This is a genomic window from Vibrio rhizosphaerae (genome assembly GCF_024347095.1).
GTDB lineage: Bacteria > Pseudomonadota > Gammaproteobacteria > Enterobacterales > Vibrionaceae > Vibrio > Vibrio rhizosphaerae.
The window spans coordinates 3,470,260-3,488,185 of sequence record NZ_AP024903.1; the positions used below are offsets into that span (position 1 = coordinate 3,470,260).

The 17,926-nt window shown below is 47.5% G+C and carries 10 protein-coding genes, 3 tRNA genes and 2 rRNA genes; 2 read left to right on the plus strand and 13 right to left on the minus strand.

Going from position 1 to position 17,926, the window contains the following annotated elements; genetic code table 11:
• Positions 1-10: 10 nt before the first annotated feature.
• The 8 genes from OCV37_RS15085 to OCV37_RS15120 form a co-directional block, all read right to left on the minus strand.
• A 23S ribosomal RNA gene (locus tag OCV37_RS15085) occupies positions 11-2,899 on the minus strand.
• Positions 2,900-3,392: 493 nt separating this feature from the next.
• Positions 3,393-3,468, minus strand: a tRNA-Val gene (locus OCV37_RS15090).
• A 29-nt stretch (positions 3,469-3,497) separates the two neighbouring features.
• A tRNA-Lys gene (locus OCV37_RS15095) sits at positions 3,498-3,573 on the minus strand.
• A gap of 17 nt (positions 3,574-3,590) precedes the next feature.
• Positions 3,591-3,666, minus strand: a tRNA-Glu gene (locus OCV37_RS15100).
• Positions 3,667-3,768: 102 nt separating this feature from the next.
• Positions 3,769-5,310: ribosomal RNA gene (locus OCV37_RS15105) — 16S ribosomal RNA — on the minus strand.
• The 16S and 23S rRNA genes sit together here with 3 tRNA genes alongside, the layout of an rRNA operon.
• Before the next feature lie 487 nt (positions 5,311-5,797).
• A complete protein-coding gene (gene hemG, locus OCV37_RS15110) occupies positions 5,798-6,325 on the minus strand; it encodes a menaquinone-dependent protoporphyrinogen IX dehydrogenase (protein WP_038180524.1) in 528 nt (175 codons plus the stop codon).
• 11 nt (positions 6,326-6,336) lie between these two features.
• Positions 6,337-7,794, minus strand: a complete 1,458-nt coding sequence (locus OCV37_RS15115) for a TrkH family potassium uptake protein (protein WP_038180521.1) — start codon at positions 7,792-7,794, stop codon at positions 6,337-6,339.
• A 22-nt stretch (positions 7,795-7,816) separates the two neighbouring features.
• Positions 7,817-8,446 carry a YigZ family protein gene (locus OCV37_RS15120; protein WP_038180517.1) on the minus strand — a complete coding sequence of 210 codons (630 nt, stop codon included), beginning with the start codon at positions 8,444-8,446 and terminating at the stop codon, positions 7,817-7,819.
• A gap of 198 nt (positions 8,447-8,644) precedes the next feature.
• Here OCV37_RS15120 and fadB point away from each other — a divergent pair, with 198 nt between their 5' ends.
• Together fadB and fadA are read left to right on the plus strand one after the other, a co-directional pair.
• On the plus strand, positions 8,645-10,828 hold the full coding sequence (gene fadB / locus OCV37_RS15125) for a fatty acid oxidation complex subunit alpha FadB (protein ID WP_038180512.1): 2,184 nt from the start codon (positions 8,645-8,647) through the stop codon (positions 10,826-10,828).
• 4 nt (positions 10,829-10,832) lie between these two features.
• The gene (fadA, locus tag OCV37_RS15130) at positions 10,833-12,002 is read left to right on the plus strand and encodes an acetyl-CoA C-acyltransferase FadA (protein WP_038180551.1); all 1,170 of its coding nucleotides are present in this window, start codon (positions 10,833-10,835) and stop codon (positions 12,000-12,002) included.
• An 89-nt stretch (positions 12,003-12,091) separates the two neighbouring features.
• Here fadA and glmU read toward each other — a convergent pair whose 3' ends face one another.
• The 5 genes from glmU to atpA form a co-directional block, all read right to left on the minus strand.
• Positions 12,092-13,450, minus strand: a complete 1,359-nt coding sequence (gene glmU, locus OCV37_RS15135) for a bifunctional UDP-N-acetylglucosamine diphosphorylase/glucosamine-1-phosphate N-acetyltransferase GlmU (RefSeq protein ID WP_038180510.1) — start codon at positions 13,448-13,450, stop codon at positions 12,092-12,094.
• A gap of 142 nt (positions 13,451-13,592) precedes the next feature.
• Entirely contained in the window at positions 13,593-14,015 is a 423-nt protein-coding gene (locus OCV37_RS15140) for a F0F1 ATP synthase subunit epsilon (RefSeq protein WP_038180507.1), read from the minus strand.
• A gap of 18 nt (positions 14,016-14,033) precedes the next feature.
• The gene (gene atpD, locus OCV37_RS15145; RefSeq protein WP_038180504.1) at positions 14,034-15,437 is read right to left on the minus strand and encodes a F0F1 ATP synthase subunit beta; all 1,404 of its coding nucleotides are present in this window, start codon (positions 15,435-15,437) and stop codon (positions 14,034-14,036) included.
• A gap of 34 nt (positions 15,438-15,471) precedes the next feature.
• The gene (gene atpG, locus OCV37_RS15150) at positions 15,472-16,338 is read right to left on the minus strand and encodes a F0F1 ATP synthase subunit gamma (RefSeq protein WP_038180501.1); all 867 of its coding nucleotides are present in this window, start codon (positions 16,336-16,338) and stop codon (positions 15,472-15,474) included.
• A 44-nt stretch (positions 16,339-16,382) separates the two neighbouring features.
• Positions 16,383-17,924, minus strand: a complete 1,542-nt coding sequence (gene atpA, locus OCV37_RS15155) for a F0F1 ATP synthase subunit alpha (RefSeq protein WP_038180549.1) — start codon at positions 17,922-17,924, stop codon at positions 16,383-16,385.
• Positions 17,925-17,926: the final 2 nt, after the last annotated feature.

A 17,926-nucleotide genomic window follows, 5' to 3' on the forward strand; every position in this document is an offset into this window, starting at 1 on the left:
TCGGTGTTGTATGGTTAAGTCTCACGGGCAATTAGTACAGGTTAGCTCAACGCCTCACAGCGCTTACACACCCTGCCTATCAACGTTCTAGTCTCGAACAACCCTTCAGGACGCTTGAAGCGCCAGGGAGAACTCATCTCAAGGCTCGCTTCCCGCTTAGATGCTTTCAGCGGTTATCGATTCCGAACTTAGCTACCGGGCAATGCGATTGGCATCACAACCCGAACACCAGAGGTTCGTCCACTCCGGTCCTCTCGTACTAGGAGCAGCCCCTTTCAATTCTCCAACGCCCACGGCAGATAGGGACCGAACTGTCTCACGACGTTCTAAACCCAGCTCGCGTACCACTTTAAATGGCGAACAGCCATACCCTTGGGACCGACTTCAGCCCCAGGATGTGATGAGCCGACATCGAGGTGCCAAACACCGCCGTCGATATGAACTCTTGGGCGGTATCAGCCTGTTATCCCCGGAGTACCTTTTATCCGTTGAGCGATGGCCCTTCCATTCAGAACCACCGGATCACTATGACCTGCTTTCGCACCTGCTCGAGCCGTCACTCTCGCAGTTAAGCGGGCTTATGCCATTGCACTAACCTCACGATGTCCAACCGTGATTAGCCCACCTTCGTGCTCCTCCGTTACACTTTGGGAGGAGACCGCCCCAGTCAAACTACCCACCAGGCACTGTCCTCACCCCAGATAATGGGGCCAAGTTAGAACATCAAACATACAAGGGTGGTATTTCAAGGTCGGCTCCACAATCACTAGCGTGACTGCTTCAAAGCCTCCCACCTATCCTACACATGTAGGCTCAATGTTCAGTGCCAAGCTGTAGTAAAGGTTCACGGGGTCTTTCCGTCTAGCCGCGGGTACACTGCATCTTCACAGCGATTTCAATTTCACTGAGTCTCGGGTGGAGACAGCGTGGCCATCATTACGCCATTCGTGCAGGTCGGAACTTACCCGACAAGGAATTTCGCTACCTTAGGACCGTTATAGTTACGGCCGCCGTTTACCGGGGCTTCGATCAAGAGCTTCGCCTAAGCTAACCCCATCAATTAACCTTCCGGCACCGGGCAGGCGTCACACCGTATACGTCATCTTACGATTTTGCACAGTGCTGTGTTTTTAATAAACAGTTGCAGCCACCTGGTATCTGCGACTCTCATCAGCTCCATCCGCAAGGGACTTCACCAGCAAGAGCGTACCTTCTCCCGAAGTTACGGTACCATTTTGCCTAGTTCCTTCACCCGAGTTCTCTCAAGCGCCTTGGTATTCTCTACCCGACCACCTGTGTCGGTTTGGGGTACGATTTCTTGTGAACTGAAGCTTAGAGGCTTTTCCCGGAAGCATGGCATCAATGACTTCATCACCTTGGTGACTCGACATCGTGTCTCAGCCTATCGTAGAGCCGGATTTGCCTAACTCTACAGCCTACGCACTTGAACCTGGACGACCGTCGCCAGGCCCACCTAGCCTTCTCCGTCCCCCCATCGCATTCACAACAAGTACGGGAATATTAACCCGTTTCCCATCGACTACGCCTTTCGGCCTCGCCTTAGGGGTCGACTCACCCTGCCCCGATTAACGTTGGACAGGAACCCTTGGTCTTCCGGCGAGGGGGTTTTTCACCCCCTTTGTCGTTACTCATGTCAGCATTCGCACTTCTGATACCTCCAGCAGACTTTACAATCCACCTTCAACGGCTTACAGAACGCTCCCCTACCCAATATACAAAAGTACATTGCCGCAGCTTCGGTTTACAGCTTAGCCCCGTTACATCTTCCGCGCAGGCCGACTCGACTAGTGAGCTATTACGCTTTCTTTAAATGATGGCTGCTTCTAAGCCAACATCCTAGCTGTCTGAGCCTTCCCACATCGTTTCCCACTTAGCTGTAATTTGGGACCTTAGCTGGCGGTCTGGGTTGTTTCCCTCTCCACGACGGACGTTAGCACCCGCCGTGTGTCTCCCGGATAGTACTTACTGGTATTCGGAGTTTGCAAAGGGTTGGTAAGTCGGGATGACCCCCTAGCCTTAACAGTGCTCTACCCCCAGTAGTATTCGTCCGAGGCGCTACCTAAATAGCTTTCGGGGAGAACCAGCTATCTCCGAGTTTGATTGGCCTTTCACCCCTAGCCACAAGTCATCCGCTAATTTTTCAACATTAGTCGGTTCGGTCCTCCAGTTGATGTTACTCAACCTTCAACCTGCCCATGGCTAGATCACTCGGTTTCGGGTCTATATCCAGAGACTAAACGCGCAGTTAACACTCGCTTTCGCTACGGCTCCCCTAATCGGTTAACCTTGCCACTGAATATAAGTCGCTGACCCATTATACAAAAGGTACGCAGTCACCCCACAAAGGAGGCTCCTACTGCTTGTACGTACACGGTTTCAGGTTCTATTTCACTCCCCTCACAGGGGTTCTTTTCGCCTTTCCCTCACGGTACTGGTTCACTATCGGTCAGTCAGGAGTATTTAGCCTTGGAGGATGGTCCCCCCATCTTCAGACAGGATATCACGTGTCCCGCCTTACTCGTTTTCACTCTCATAACGCCTTCGGTTACGGGGCTATCACCCTCTATTGCGTGCCTTTCCAGACACTTCACCTAACGTTATCAAAGCTTAAGGGCTAGTCCGATTTCGCTCGCCGCTACTTTCGGAATCTCGGTTGATTTCTTTTCCTCGGGGTACTTAGATGTTTCAGTTCTCCCGGTTCGCCTCATTAACCTATGAATTCAGTTAATGATAACTGCTGCTGCAGTTGGGTTTCCCCATTCGGAAATCGCAGACTCAAGTGGCTCTTACTGCCTCATCTGCGCTTATCGCAAGTTAGTACGTCCTTCATCGCCTCTGACTGCCAAGGCATCCACCGTGTACGCTTAATTACTTAACCATACAACCCGAAGAAGTCTTTTTTGCTTGGTCTTTTTCCCTGAATACGGCGTTAGCATCGAAGGCTGCTTGGTTGCTATCAGACGATAGCGCCCTGCGACATCCTTCTTGCTGCCTTGTCTCAGGCAAAAATCCTCAGCGCAAAAACCTAAGGGTTGATATCATCAACTAATTAGGTGTCACACAATATTTTATACATGAGTGTGTGACTTGGTTTTGCCGGACTCAATTTGAATACACAGTTGCCTGTGTATTCCCAAGAACACTTGATTGTGTTGGTCTTTCTCTTTCGAGAAAGTATTGAGAACTTTTACAAATAATTATCTGTTTCCAAAGAAACAAACATTATTTTGTCAGCTTTCCAAATTGTTAAAGAGCAAAATGTACGCTTGAGCATTCAAGCCACACTTTCTAATGACTTTCAGCGCCACAACATCGCACCACATCGGTTAAACCGCTGGTCTGAGTTTGCTGAGCCAAAAATAGTTAGAAAGTGGTGGGCGATACCGGGTTCGAACCAGTGACCCCCTGCTTGTAAGGCAGGTGCTCTCCCAACTGAGCTAATCGCCCACTTTCAGGCGTCCCTCAAAAGAGGAAAATGGTGGGTCGTACAGGATTCGAACCTGTGACCAATTGGTTAAAAGCCAACTGCTCTACCAGCTGAGCTAACGACCCGGACTTCTCAAAAGAAGTGGTATCCCGTAGGGGAGTCGAACCCCTGTTACCGCCGTGAAAGGGCGGTGTCCTAGGCCTCTAGACGAACGGGACATTGTCTTGCTTAATGACCTTTCATCCGAAAAATCACATCGCAACGCGCTCTGTTATAAACCAAATCAATCTGTGTGGACACTCATCCAAAATATCTTTACGTAAGGAGGTGATCCAGCGCCAGGTTCCCCTAGCGCTACCTTGTTACGACTTCACCCCAGTCATGAACCACAAAGTGGCAAGCGTCCTCCCGAAGGTTAAACTACCTGCTTCTTTTGCAGCCCACTCCCATGGTGTGACGGGCGGTGTGTACAAGGCCCGGGAACGTATTCACCGTAGCATTCTGATCTACGATTACTAGCGATTCCGACTTCATGGAGTCGAGTTGCAGACTCCAATCCGGACTACGACATACTTTTTGGGATTCGCACACTCTCGCAAGTTAGCCGCCCTCTGTATATGCCATTGTAGCACGTGTGTAGCCCTACTCGTAAGGGCCATGATGACTTGACGTCGTCCCCACCTTCCTCCGGTTTATCACCGGCAGTCTCCCTGAAGTTCCCACCCGAAGTGCTGGCAATCAAGGATAAGGGTTGCGCTCGTTGCGGGACTTAACCCAACATTTCACAACACGAGCTGACGACAGCCATGCAGCACCTGTCTCAGAGCTCCCGAAGGCACACCAGAATCTCTTCCGGCTTCTCTGGATGTCAAGAGTAGGTAAGGTTCTTCGCGTTGCATCGAATTAAACCACATGCTCCACCGCTTGTGCGGGCCCCCGTCAATTCATTTGAGTTTTAATCTTGCGACCGTACTCCCCAGGCGGTCTACTTAACGCGTTAGCTCCGAAAGCCACGACTCTAGGTCACAACCTCCAAGTAGACATCGTTTACGGCGTGGACTACCAGGGTATCTAATCCTGTTTGCTCCCCACGCTTTCGCATCTGAGTGTCAGTATCTGTCCAGGGGGCCGCCTTCGCCACCGGTATTCCTTCAGATCTCTACGCATTTCACCGCTACACCTGAAATTCTACCCCCCTCTACAGTACTCTAGCCTGCCAGTTTCAAATGCAACTCCGGGGTTAAGCCCCGGGCTTTCACATCTGACTTAACAGACCACCTGCATGCGCTTTACGCCCAGTAATTCCGATTAACGCTCGCACCCTCCGTATTACCGCGGCTGCTGGCACGGAGTTAGCCGGTGCTTCTTCTGCAGCTAACGTCAAAATGCAGCTCTGTTAAAACTACATCCTTCCTCACTGCTGAAAGTACTTTACAACCCGAAGGCCTTCTTCATACACGCGGCATGGCTGCATCAGGCTTGCGCCCATTGTGCAATATTCCCCACTGCTGCCTCCCGTAGGAGTCTGGACCGTGTCTCAGTTCCAGTGTGGCTGATCATCCTCTCAGACCAGCTAGGGATCGTCGCCTTGGTGAGCCATTACCCCACCAACTAGCTAATCCCACCTGGGCATATCCTGACGCGAGAGGCCCGAAGGTCCCCCTCTTTGGTCCGTAGACATCATGCGGTATTAGCCATCGTTTCCAATGGTTATCCCCCACATCAGGGCAATTTCCCAGGCTTTACTCACCCGTCCGCCGCTCGACGACGAGAAAGCAAGCTTTCTCTCGTTTCCGCTCGACTTGCATGTGTTAGGCCTGCCGCCAGCGTTCAATCTGAGCCATGATCAAACTCTTCAATTAAAGTTTTGGTGACACGATGTGTCGGCTCAATGAATACTGCTTTTTGTCTCTGCTTTAAGAGCAGAAGCAAAAAGTGACATTACATAAGTAATGTTGAATTGACTGTGCTCTTATTAAATAACAGTTGCCTGTATTCAACTTGATTTGGTCACTCGATTCATTGATAAAATCTTTTTGGATATTTATCGACGAGTGCCCACACAGATTGATTGGTCTATATTGTTAAAGAGCTTTCTTCACAACGTTCTCCGTTTGAAGAGGCGGTCATTCTAGCGAGATAAATCTTGGTGTCAAACACTTTTTTCAGATTTATTCTCCGGTGAAGACCGGGCTTACACAACCGGGGATTTCTCTCCGCTATCCCGTGTCAGCGAGGGGCATTATAGGCATCGTCTTCCGATTGGCAAGCCCTTTTTACTAAGTTTTTTAAAAACAGTAATCACGCCGCCCACAAGCGATCACTTTTCACTCAATCCGTCTGTTTTATCTACATATCTTTAAATTTCTGCGCAAACAGATCGACTTTATGCCAGTTTGTATATTCGACTTCTTTTGATGTATCAGTTTCACCACCGGTCATTTTCATAATGAGACGGATCATCATGCGGTCAAAAAAACGATAGCGCGGATAACGTAACGCTCCAGCAAAAACACCAATCAGTTTCGGCTGCCAGACTGATTGACGCAAAAAAGTCTGAATATAAACACTGCCTTCAGGCGTATCTTTTTTTTGTTCTTCTTTCCGTGCGGTTAAGTTGACACATATAAAAGCGGCGTTTGCTTCGTCTAACTGACGAGCGTGATGATCGATAAATTGATAAAGTGACTGATGGAGTCGGCCATACCGAATTGAAGCACCAATCAACACTTTATCGTAAAGTGCTAAATTTAATTTGGGATGCAGATGCAGATCAACGAACTCGCTCTCATAGCCATCAAGCTGTGCAACAATATGTTCAACAATTTTTTTAGTCTGTCCTTCTCGGGTTGAATACAGACAGAGAATTTTCTTCACAAATATTCCTCTTAATTACGCCAAAATGCAGGAGTGAACAGAACGAGCAATGTAAAGATTTCTAATCGCCCAAATAACATCGAAAGAATAAGTACCCATTTTGCTTTGTCATTCACATCACCAAAATGGACAGCAACTTCCCCCAACCCGGGGCCAAGGTTATTCAATGTTGCGGCCACAGCAGAAAATGCGCTTAACTCTTCCATACCTGTTGCGATTAAAGCCAACATACATAAAACGAAGACCAGCGCATAAGTGGAAAAAAATCCCCATACCGCATCAATGACTCGAGGAGATAAAGCTTTATCTCCTAATTTGATCGGATAAATGGCCCGTGGATGGACAAGACGTTTCATTTCCCGCCCACCTTGCAAGGTTAACAACAGAATCCGGATCACTTTCAATCCACCACCAGTGGATCCCGCACATCCCCCAATAAATGAAGAGAACAGCAATAAAACGGGTAAAAAAAGCGGCCAATCAGAAAATCCGGTGGTCGTAAATCCTGCTGTCGTTGAAACCGATACACTCTGAAATAGTGCTTTATCAAAAACTTCGGCAACCGAGTCATATTGCTGATGGAGTAATAAGACGGAAAAACAAGTGACGAACAAGATGGCCTGAATAAACAAAAACGTTCTGAATTCGTAATCTTTCCAATAAAGCTTCGGGTGAATACCACCAGAAGCAAAAGCAGCATAATGCAAGGTAAAATTACAAGAAGAGATCAGCAGAAAAACAACCGTAATCAGATTAATCGCCTGACTATTGAAGTAACCCATACTGGCATCGTGTGTCGAAAAACCACCGATCGCAATCGTTGAAAAGCTATGGCATATCGCATCAAAGAAAGTCATCCCCGCGAGCCAGTATAAAAAAGCACACACAACCGTGATACCCAGGTAGATATACCAAAGTGCTTTTGCTGTTTCGGCAATACGAGGAGTGACTTTGGTATCTTTAACCGGGCCGGGGATTTCAGCCCGATAGAGCTGCATTCCCCCGATCCCAAGCACCGGAAGAATCGCAACTGCCAGCACGATGATCCCCATCCCACCGAACCATTGCAGAAACTGTCGATAGAATAAAATCGCTTTCGGCAACTCATCTAAGCCGACGATGACCGTAGCTCCGGTCGTTGTCAGGGCAGAAAAGGATTCAAAAAAAGAATCTGTCAAAGAAATACTTGGATTTTCGGAAATAAAGAATGGGATCGCACCGGCACTGCCGATAACAGTCCAGAATAAAACCACAATCAGAAAGCCATCACGGGATTTTAATTCATGTTTATGATGACGATTCGGGAACCAGATCGCCGCCCCACAGAAGAGCAAAGCAAAGAAAGTGGTAACAAACGAGACACCGGCACCATCACGATAGATCAAAGCCACCAGCGCAGGCGCCAGCATAGAAACACTGAATAAGGCAAGGAGTAATCCGACTATACGGATAATAGAACGAAATTGCATGATGGTATGGCTGATTCTGACCTTAGTTGTTTAATTCATCATCTGAACTGACAAGCACTCTTGCACTACTTTTATTGGTTATCACTTGGATAAACTCTTCGATATATCGAACTTCAATCTCAATCGTGATAACAACGTGTTGAAGATACTGTGCTTCGCGCTCCTGAGCGCCAAATTGCTGAATAACGGATTGAGCCAAAGGAATCAATCCATAGTCTAGCGCCAAGTTTAATGTCTTGGTGATTTTTCTTTCGATAGTTTGAAGTTGCTTAAGCGCTTGTTGAACGCCACCACCATAGGCTTTGACTAATCCACCGGTTCCCAACTTCACACCACCATAATAACGTACAACCACGGCTGTAATTTCGCCAACGTTTGCGCCTGACAACTGCGCTAAAATTGGCTTTCCCGCAGTACCTGAAGGTTCACCATCATCACTAAACCCCCACGCCATCGAATCATCAGGGCGTCCTGCGATAAACGCCCAGCAGTGATGTCTCGCATCGGGGTATTGATGTTTGATCTGCTCAATAAAGGCCTTGGCAGACTCAACCCCGGGCGTATGGTGCAGAAAAGTCATAAACAGACTTTTTTTGATCTCTTCATCATAACGTACGGAAGTGGCCGGAATCGCATAAGGCTGATCGTTCATTGAATATTTAGTATCACATCAAATCAAACAGGCGTGACAGTCTATCACGACCATGAAGAAAAGTGCTGCGGATCTAAAAAAACGGAATTTATCTTTTCATTTATTGCAGTTATCTCAACTTGTAGCCACACTTTTTGAATATAAAAACAAGTCATCGTACCAGTTGACTCACTACAAATGCATGTCAGGAGATAATTCATGATCTTTCAGTCAAAGACATTGCAGGTAAAGGAAATAGAAGGCGGTATCCTTGAGCTGCAGTTTTGCACACCTAAGTCGGTCAATACACTTGACACGGCAACCCTGAGCTATCTGGATAAAGCATTGGATGCAATCCTAGACTTTCCGGGACTTACTGGCTTAATACTGACATCCGACAAAGAGAGCTTTATTGTCGGGGCCAATATCAATGAGTTTTTAGGTTTATTCCAGTATCCGAGTGAGGCGCTGGAACAATGGCTTCACGATGCTAACCAAATTTTCTGTAAGCTTGAAGATCTACCGGTACCGACCGTCTCAGCAATACGTGGCTATACCTTGGGTGGTGGGTGTGAGTGTGTACTCGCTACTGATTTCCGGGTTGCAGCCCAAACAACAAAAATCGGCCTGCCAGAAACAAGACTCGGCATTATGCCCGGATTCGGAGGCTGTGTTCGCCTGCCAAGATTAATCGGTGCAGATAATGCCTTAGAAGCGATTGTTCAGGCAAAAATATTCAATGCAGAACAGGCTTTGGCTGTCGGATTTGTTGATGCGATCACGACAGAAGAAGCACTGGTCGCAACCGCAAGACAAACACTCGACGATGCAATCCACAACCGGATTGACTGGAAGAGAGTAAGACAGGAAAAAGGTGCACCGCTTGCTTTATCTCCCGTAGAACGTTTGATGGTCTTCTCGACAGCTAAGGGAATGACGCATCAAAAAGTAAGTACTCACTACATGGCACCATTTTTAGCGATTGAGACGATCGAGTCCTCAGCAACGCTATCCAGGGATGAAGCACTCGATATCGAGCGGAAGAACTTTGTCACACTGGCAAAATCGGATCAGGCAGCCGCATTGGTCAGTATTTATCTCAATGACCAGTATATTAAAGGCCTCGCCAAAACAGCCAAACAGTCGCTCACCCACCCCATCAATCACAGTGCTGTCATTGGTGCCGGGGTGATGGGTGGCGGTATTGCCTATCAATCCGCGATCAAAGGGATTCCTGCGATTTTAAAAGATATTGTACCTGACTCCCTGAATCTGGGGATGGATCATACCGCGCAACTGTTGGAGCAAGGCGTGAAGCGAGGTAAGCTATCTCCCCGGGACATGGCCAATACTCTGGCTTCGATTCGCCCGACACTCAACTATACCGGTATCGAAGAAGTGGATGTCGTCGTTGAAGCTGTCGTAGAGAACCCTAAAATCAAATCATCCGTTCTCAAAGAACTGGAAGAAAAAGTTACGTCGAATACCATTCTGACCTCAAATACCTCAACCATTCCGATCACCCAGCTGGCTGCGGGCTTATCAAGGCCTGAAAAATTCTGTGGCATGCATTTCTTTAACCCGGTACATAAAATGCCGCTGGTTGAAATTATCCGCGGCAAAGAAACCAGTGACGAAACCATTAATACGGTTGTCGCTTTTGCTGCCCATATGGGCAAATCACCGATTGTCGTTAACGACTGTCCGGGATTTTTTGTCAACCGCGTTCTCTTTCCTTATTTTCTGGCCTTTTGTCAGTTACTTGATGAAGGGTACGACTTTGTCCAAATTGATCAAATCATGGAGAAAGATTTTGGCTGGCCAATGGGGCCTGCCTATTTGCTCGATGTCGTCGGTATCGACATCGCTTATCACGCACAGCAGGTAATCTGCCAAGCCTACCCGACCCGAATGAAAGCCTCCCCGGATAACATCATAACCCGGCTCTATGAAGCGAAAAAATTCGGCCAGAAAACTGGCGCAGGCTTTTATCAGTACTATACGGATAAACGCGGCAGGAACCAGAAAGTATTGTCGTCGGACATTCATCAACTGGTCTACCCATCGAAAGAACCATTGCCAGTCACAGACAAACAAATGATCATCGATCGCATGATGATTCCGATGATGAATGAAGTCATTCTTTGTATGGAGGAAAATATTGTTTTCTCCCCTGCGGAAGCAGACATCGCCCTCGTGTACGGGCTCGGATTCCCACCGTTCAGAGGCGGTGTTTGCCGTTATCTCGATACAATCGGGATACAACAATATATCCAAACGGCTCAGTCATATCAGCGTTTAGGAGAACTCTATCACGTCCCGAAATCTCTTGAAGTGATGGTTCGTGAAGCAAGAGTTTTCTATCCCATCCACCATGAAAAATCAGAATCAGAGAGAGGATAAGCGTATGAGTAAGCAAGCCGTGATCGTAGATTGTATCCGTACACCGATGGGCCGATCGAAAGAAGGGGTGTTTCGCCATACTCGTGCAGAAACACTATCCGCACATTTGATGCAATCCCTGATTCAACGTAACCCACAAATTCCGTTGACTGATATCGAAGATATCTATTGGGGATGTGTTCAGCAAACCCTCGAACAGGGAATGAATATAGCGCGTAATGCCGCTGTTCTGGCCGGACTGCCGTTTGAAATCGGTGCCGTCACAGTGAATCGACTGTGTGGTTCATCGATGCAGGCCTTGCATGATGCTGCGAGATCGGTGTCTGTCGGCGATGCCGATATTTGCCTCATCGGTGGTGTTGAACATATGGGGCATGTGCCGATGACACATGGTATTGATATGCATCCCGGCCTGAGTAAACATGCGGCGAAAGCAGCTGGGATGATGGGGCTGACGGCTGAAATGCTGGCCAAACAAAATCAGATTAGTCGAGACGCACAAGATCAATTTGCCCTGCGCTCCCATCAGCGAGCAGCACAGGCAACGGAGCAAAAATTATTTCAGCGGGAAATCGTACCGACCCAAGGCCACAACGAACAAGGCGCTTTGATATCTCTGCAAGAAGATGAAGTTATTCGTCGCGATGCTTCACTCGAGGCTCTTGCCTCGCTCAAACCGGTTTTCGACCCGGCCAGCGGCACTGTCACAGCCGGCTCTTCTTCGGCCTTATCAGATGGAGCATCGGCAATGATTGTGATGAGCGAAGAAAAGGCACAACAGCTCGGATTACCGATCCGGGCGAAAATTCGGGCAATGGCTGTCGCAGGATGCGAACCTTCCGTAATGGGTATAGGCCCGGTCCCTGCGACCCGTAAAGCACTAAAAAGAGCCGGATTATCTTTGCACGATATCGAAGTCATTGAACTGAATGAAGCTTTTGCCGCACAAGCGCTTTCTTGTATTCAACACTTTGAATTGATGGATAGCTTTGATGATAAAATGAACCTATGGGGCGGCGCGATAGCATTAGGTCACCCGCTGGGATGCTCAGGGGCCAGAATATCCACAACACTATTAAATGTAATGGAACATCAGGATGCCCAGTTCGGACTGGCAACCATGTGTATCGGTATGGGGCAAGGTATTGCGACGATTTTTGAGCGCGTCCGCTGATCAGCCACAATCCCCATCAGCAGTAATCTTCCCCCAACGAAAAAGGCTCCTCATTGGAGCCTTTTCACTGATGTATATCTCTAGCGTTCTTATTTTTTCACCGGTCTCTGCCAGCCTTCAACCCGACGTTCTTTCGCCCGGGTAATCACTAATTCACCTTGAGCAACATTGCGAGTTAATGTTGTCCCGGCACCAATGGTTGCCCCATCTTCAATCGTGACCGGCGCCACCAGCTGACAATCAGATCCGACAAAGACATCATCACCAATGACGGTTTTATGTTTATTCGCACCATCATAGTTACAGGTAATCACCCCGGCACCTACATTAACGCGATCACCGATTTCCGCATCGCCCAGATAAGTAAGATGATTGGCTTTCGAACCTTGGCCTAAACGTGCATTTTTCACTTCAACAAAATTACCGACATGTGCATCATCTTTTAACTCAGCACCCGGTCTCAAACGAGTAAACGGTCCGACGGTACACATTTCTCCGACAGTCGCACCTTCAATGACGCTGTACGGACGAATGATGGTGTTGTCATCAATTTCACAATCCTTCAATACCGAACCAGCGCCGATAATCACGTTATTGCCCAGCGAAACACTGCCTTCAATCACGACATTCACATCGATCTCAACATCATAACCGCACTGCAATTGACCTCTGAGATCAAATCGAGCCGGATCGCGAAGCATCACGCCCTGTGTTAAAAGTTTATTCGCCAGCGAATGCTGATAAGCTCTTTCCAAACGAGACAGCTGAACACGATCATTGACCCCTTCAACTTCCATCGGATCAAGCGGATGAACTGCCTGAATCGCTCTGCCTTCTGCATGAGCAGCCGCAATCACATCCGTCAGATAATATTCACCCTGAGCATTATTATTTTCTAATCCAGATAACCAACGTTTCAGATCGTTCCCGGAAGCGACCATCACACCGGTATTTACTTCTTGGATCGCGAGCTCTGCTTCTGAAGCATCTTTTTGCTCAACAATAGCAACGACAGTATCATTGTGACGGACAATTCTTCCATATCCTGTGGGATTGTCTAAAACAACGGTTAATAACGCGATCCCGCCTTGTGGCTGTGAAGCCAGTAAATTGTCGATAGTCTCTTCCGAAATCAGCGGTACATCACCATATAAAACAATGATCTGCTCATCATCCTGAAAATAAGGTGCAGCTTGATCGACGGCATGACCAGTCCCTAATTGTTGCGACTGCAATACCCAATTCACGGATTCGGCCGATAACTGTTGTTGCATCAACTCGCCTCCGTGACCATAAACCAGATGAATTTGCTGCGCACCAATCCCCTGACATGTATCAATCACATGTTTCACCATGGGTTTACCTGCCAGAGTATGAAGAACCTTGGGCAACTGAGAATACATCCGGGTTCCTTTTCCCGCGGCTAAAATCACGGCACTGAATTTCATGGTCTACCTTTATACTGAGTCGGAAAGAGAGTTCTGATTTTATACGGGAAATCGCCAATAGTTAAATCATCGGCAATCATTTTTGCAGAAAAACGAAAAAGGCGACAGAAAGTCGCCTTTTTGGAACGTCATCAATGATTAATTAACGACGTTTTTTAACCAGCTCGATTACTCGTAGCTTAGCAATGGCTTTAGCCAGTTCACTGGCCGCCTGCGCGAAGTCCATCCCGCCTTGCTGATTCTGAATATTTTCTTCAGCACGACGTTTGGCTTCTTCCGCCTTTGCTGCGTCTAGATCTTCACCACGAATGGCTGTATCAGCAAGTACCGTAGAGGTACTTGCCTGAACTTCCACTATCCCACCAGAAACATAAATAATTTCTTCGTGGCCGTGCTGCTTCACAATACGCACCATACCAGGCTTTATAGCGGTCAGAAGCGGTGCGTGACCATGGTAAATACCAAGTTCACCTTCGCTACCGGTCACCTGAAATGTTTCAACCATGCCAGAGAAAATTTTCTTCTCAGCACTAACGACATCCAGATGAAAGGGTATTGATGCCATATCGCCTCCTAGTCAGCCTTATAGCTTCTTCGCATTCTCAACAGCGTCATCAATTGCACCGCAGTACATAAACGCTTGTTCAGGAACGTCATCATATTCACCGGAAAGGAGACCTTTGAAACCACGCAGGGTTTCTTTCAGAGGAACGTAAATTCCCGGGTCACCAGTAAATACTTCAGCAACGTGGTAAGGCTGAGTCAGGAAACGCTCGATCTTACGTGCACGAGCAACCACCAGCTTATCGTCTTCAGAAAGCTCATCCATACCCAGAATCGCAATGATATCTTTCAACTCTTTATAGCGTTGAAGTGTTGACTGAACACCACGAGCAATATCGTAATGTTCCTGACCAACAACGAGTGGATCAAGCTGACGTGACGTTGAATCAAGCGGGTCAATCGCTGGATACAAGCCCATTGCCGCGATGTTACGGTTCAATACAACCGTTGCATCCAAGTGAGCAAATGTTGTCGCTGGAGATGGGTCAGTCAAGTCATCCGCTGGTACATATACCGCCTGTACAGACGTGATAGAACCTGTTTTGGTTGACGTGATACGTTCTTGCAGAACACCCATTTCTTCTGCCAGTGTCGGCTGATAACCTACCGCAGAAGGCATCCGGCCCAGCAGGGCTGATACTTCTGTTCCCGCGAGGGTATAACGGTAGATGTTATCGATAAACAGCAGTACGTCACGACCTTCGTCACGGAATTTCTCCGCCATAGTCAAACCAGTCAGAGCCACACGCAGACGGTTGCCCGGTGGTTCATTCATCTGACCGTAAACCATCGCTACCTTAGATTCTTCAGGCTTCTCGATGTTAACAACACCCGCTTCCTGCATTTCGAAGTAGAAGTCGTTCCCTTCACGAGTACGCTCACCTACCCCGGCAAATACAGACAAACCTGAGTGTTGCAGTGCGATGTTATTGATCAATTCCATCATGTTGACGGTCTTACCAACACCTGCACCACCGAACAGACCGATTTTACCCCCTTTCGCAAACGGGCAAATCAAGTCAATAACCTTTACACCTGTTTCTAAAAGCTCAGTCGCACTTGACTGTTCTTCGTAGCTTGGCGCTTCACGGTGAATTGAGTACGTTACTTCTGCACCGATATCACCACGTTCGTCAATCGCATCACCTAAAACGTTCATGATACGACCTAACGTTTTAGTACCGACAGGTACTGAGATTGGAGCGCCAGTATTTTCAACTGTCATTCCACGACGTAAACCATCCGAGCTACCCATCACGATGGCGCGAATCACGCCACCGCCTAGTTGTTGCTGCACTTCAAGAACCAGACGTTCTTTCGCATCGACAACATTCAGAGCATCGTAAACACTTGGTACTTCACTCTGTGGGAACTCTACGTCGACTACTGCACCAATGATCTGTACGATCTTACCTGTAGCCATCGTTAATCCTCTAAACTATTTATTTGACCTTCACTTAAACCGCAGCTGCGCCGCCCACGATTTCCGACAGTTCTTGTGTAATTGCCGCTTGACGCGCTTTGTTATACACAAGTTCCAGATCTTCAATCAGGTTACCCGCATTATCAGTTGCAGCTTTCATAGCAACCATTCGAGCCGCTTGCTCACAAGCAAGATTCTCGACAACTCCTTGATAAACCTGAGACTCTACATAACGTTGCAACAACATATCGAGTAGAGGCTTTGGTTCAGGTTCATAAAGGTAATCCCATGAATGCTCACGTTTGACTTCTTTACTGTCTGATTTAGGCAAAGGTAGCAATTGATCGATCGTTGGTTCTTGCACCATGGTGTTCACAAAACGGTTAAACACAACATAGAGGCGATCCAACTCACCTTCATCATATTTTTTCAGCATGACATTCACAGAGCCAATCAAATCTTCCAGAGAAGGAGAATCTCCTAATCCTGAAGTCTGAGCAGCCACTTTAGCACCGCTGTTCTTGAAAAATGCTGTCGCTTTTGAACCAATCACGGCTAACTCAACGTCAACATTTTTTTCTGACCAGGATTTCATATCCAGCAGGGCTTTTTTGAACAGGTTAATGTTCAAGCCACCACATAATCCACGATCAGTAGAAATGATGATATAACCAACACGTTTGGCTTCACGCTCTTCCAGATACGGATGACGATATTCCAGATTTGCGTTTGCCACATGACCGATCACTTTACGCATTGTTTCCGCGTATGGACGGGAAGACTCCATTGCATCTTGACTACGACGCATTTTAGAAGCCGCTACCATTTCCATCGCTTTCGTAATCTTCTGAGTGCTTTTCACACTCCCGATTTTACTACGTATCTCTTTTGCGCCGGCCATCGTCACTCTCCATTAGTTGGTGGCAGTCAAGCCACCGACTTTGATTACCAAGTTTGAGTTGCTTTAAACTCATCGACCAGCTTCTTCAGCTGCGCTTCGATGTCATCGTTATAAGCACCAGTCTTGTTGATCTCAGCTGCTAAATCAGCATATTGATTACGAGCGAACGACAGTAATGCGGCCTCAAAGTTAAGGAGTTGATTTAACTCAATATCTCCAAGATAGCCACGTTCGGCAGCAAAGATAACCAGTGCCTGATCAAAAACAGACATTGGTGCATACTGCTTCTGCTTCATCAGTTCAGTTACTTTCTGACCATGATCCAGCTGTTTCTTCGTCGCATCATCCAGATCAGAAGAGAACTGAGCAAACGCCGCCAATTCACGATACTGTGCGAGTGCCGTACGGATACCACCAGAGAGTTTCTTGATAATCTTCGTCTGAGCAGAACCACCCACACGAGATACCGAGATACCCGGGTCAACAGCCGGACGAACCCCTGCGTTAAACAATTCTGTTTGCAGGAAGATCTGACCATCGGTAATCGAGATTACGTTTGTCGGTACAAATGCAGAAACGTCACCAGCTTGTGTTTCAATGATAGGTAGTGCAGTTAAAGAACCGGTCTTACCTTTCACTTCACCATTCGTGAATTTTTCTACATACCCTTCGCTGACACGCGATGCTCGCTCAAGCAAACGAGAGTGTAAGTAGAATACATCCCCAGGGAATGCTTCACGGCCCGGTGGGCGCTTCAATAGTAGAGAGATCTGACGATAAGCAACAGCTTGCTTTGACAGATCATCATAAACGATCAGTGCATCTTCACCACGATCACGGAAGTATTCACCCATTGCACATCCGGCATAAGGCGCCAGATATTGCAGTGCCGCAGATTCAGAAGCAGAAGCAACAACAACGATTGTGTTCGCTAATGCGCCATGCTCTTCGAGCTTACGCACAACGTTGGCAATCGTGGAAGCTTTCTGTCCAATCGCAACATAAATAGAATAAATACCTGAATCTTTCTGGTTGATAATCGCATCAATCGCCATCGCTGTTTTACCAGTCTGACGGTCACCGATAATCAACTCACGCTGACCCCGACCGATAGGAATCATTGAGTCAACAGATTTGTAACCAGTTTGAACAGGTTGATCAACCGACTTACGATCGATAACACCAGGTGCAATCACTTCTACCGGAGAAGTTAATTTCGCATCAATCGGACCTTTACCATCAATAGGCTCACCCAGTGTGTTTACCACACGACCAAGCATTTCAGGACCAACCGGTACTTCAAGAATACGACCTGTACCTGTAACTTTTGTGCCTTCCTTAAGGTCGGCATACGGGCCCATTACAACCGCACCAACCGAGTCACGCTCAAGGTTAAGTGCTAAGGCATAACGGCCACCCGGTAATTCGATCATTTCACCTTGCATCACGTCCTTCAGGCCGTGGATGCGGATAATACCATCGCTTACCGAGACGATAGTACCTTCATTGCGAGCTTCACTAACAACATTGAATTGTTCAATACGCTGTTTAATTAGATCGCTAATTTCCGTGGAATTAAGTTGCATGC

Excerpts from the sequence above, each read along its gene's own strand:
- OCV37_RS15115 (WP_038180521.1), bottom strand. The coding sequence starts at position 7,794 with ATGCAATTTCGTTCTATTATCCGTATAGTCGGATTACTCCTTGCCTTA.
- OCV37_RS15120 (WP_038180517.1), bottom strand. The coding sequence starts at position 8,446 with ATGAACGATCAGCCTTATGCGATTCCGGCCACTTCCGTACGTTATGAT.
- fadB (WP_038180512.1), top strand. The coding sequence starts at position 8,645 with ATGATCTTTCAGTCAAAGACATTGCAGGTAAAGGAAATAGAAGGCGGT.
- fadA (WP_038180551.1), top strand. The coding sequence starts at position 10,833 with ATGAGTAAGCAAGCCGTGATCGTAGATTGTATCCGTACACCGATGGGC.
- glmU (WP_038180510.1), bottom strand. The coding sequence starts at position 13,450 with ATGAAATTCAGTGCCGTGATTTTAGCCGCGGGAAAAGGAACCCGGATG.
- OCV37_RS15140 (WP_038180507.1), bottom strand. The coding sequence starts at position 14,015 with ATGGCATCAATACCCTTTCATCTGGATGTCGTTAGTGCTGAGAAGAAA.
- atpD (WP_038180504.1), bottom strand. The coding sequence starts at position 15,437 with ATGGCTACAGGTAAGATCGTACAGATCATTGGTGCAGTAGTCGACGTA.
- atpG (WP_038180501.1), bottom strand. The coding sequence starts at position 16,338 with ATGGCCGGCGCAAAAGAGATACGTAGTAAAATCGGGAGTGTGAAAAGC.
- atpA (WP_038180549.1), bottom strand. The coding sequence starts at position 17,924 with ATGCAACTTAATTCCACGGAAATTAGCGATCTAATTAAACAGCGTATT.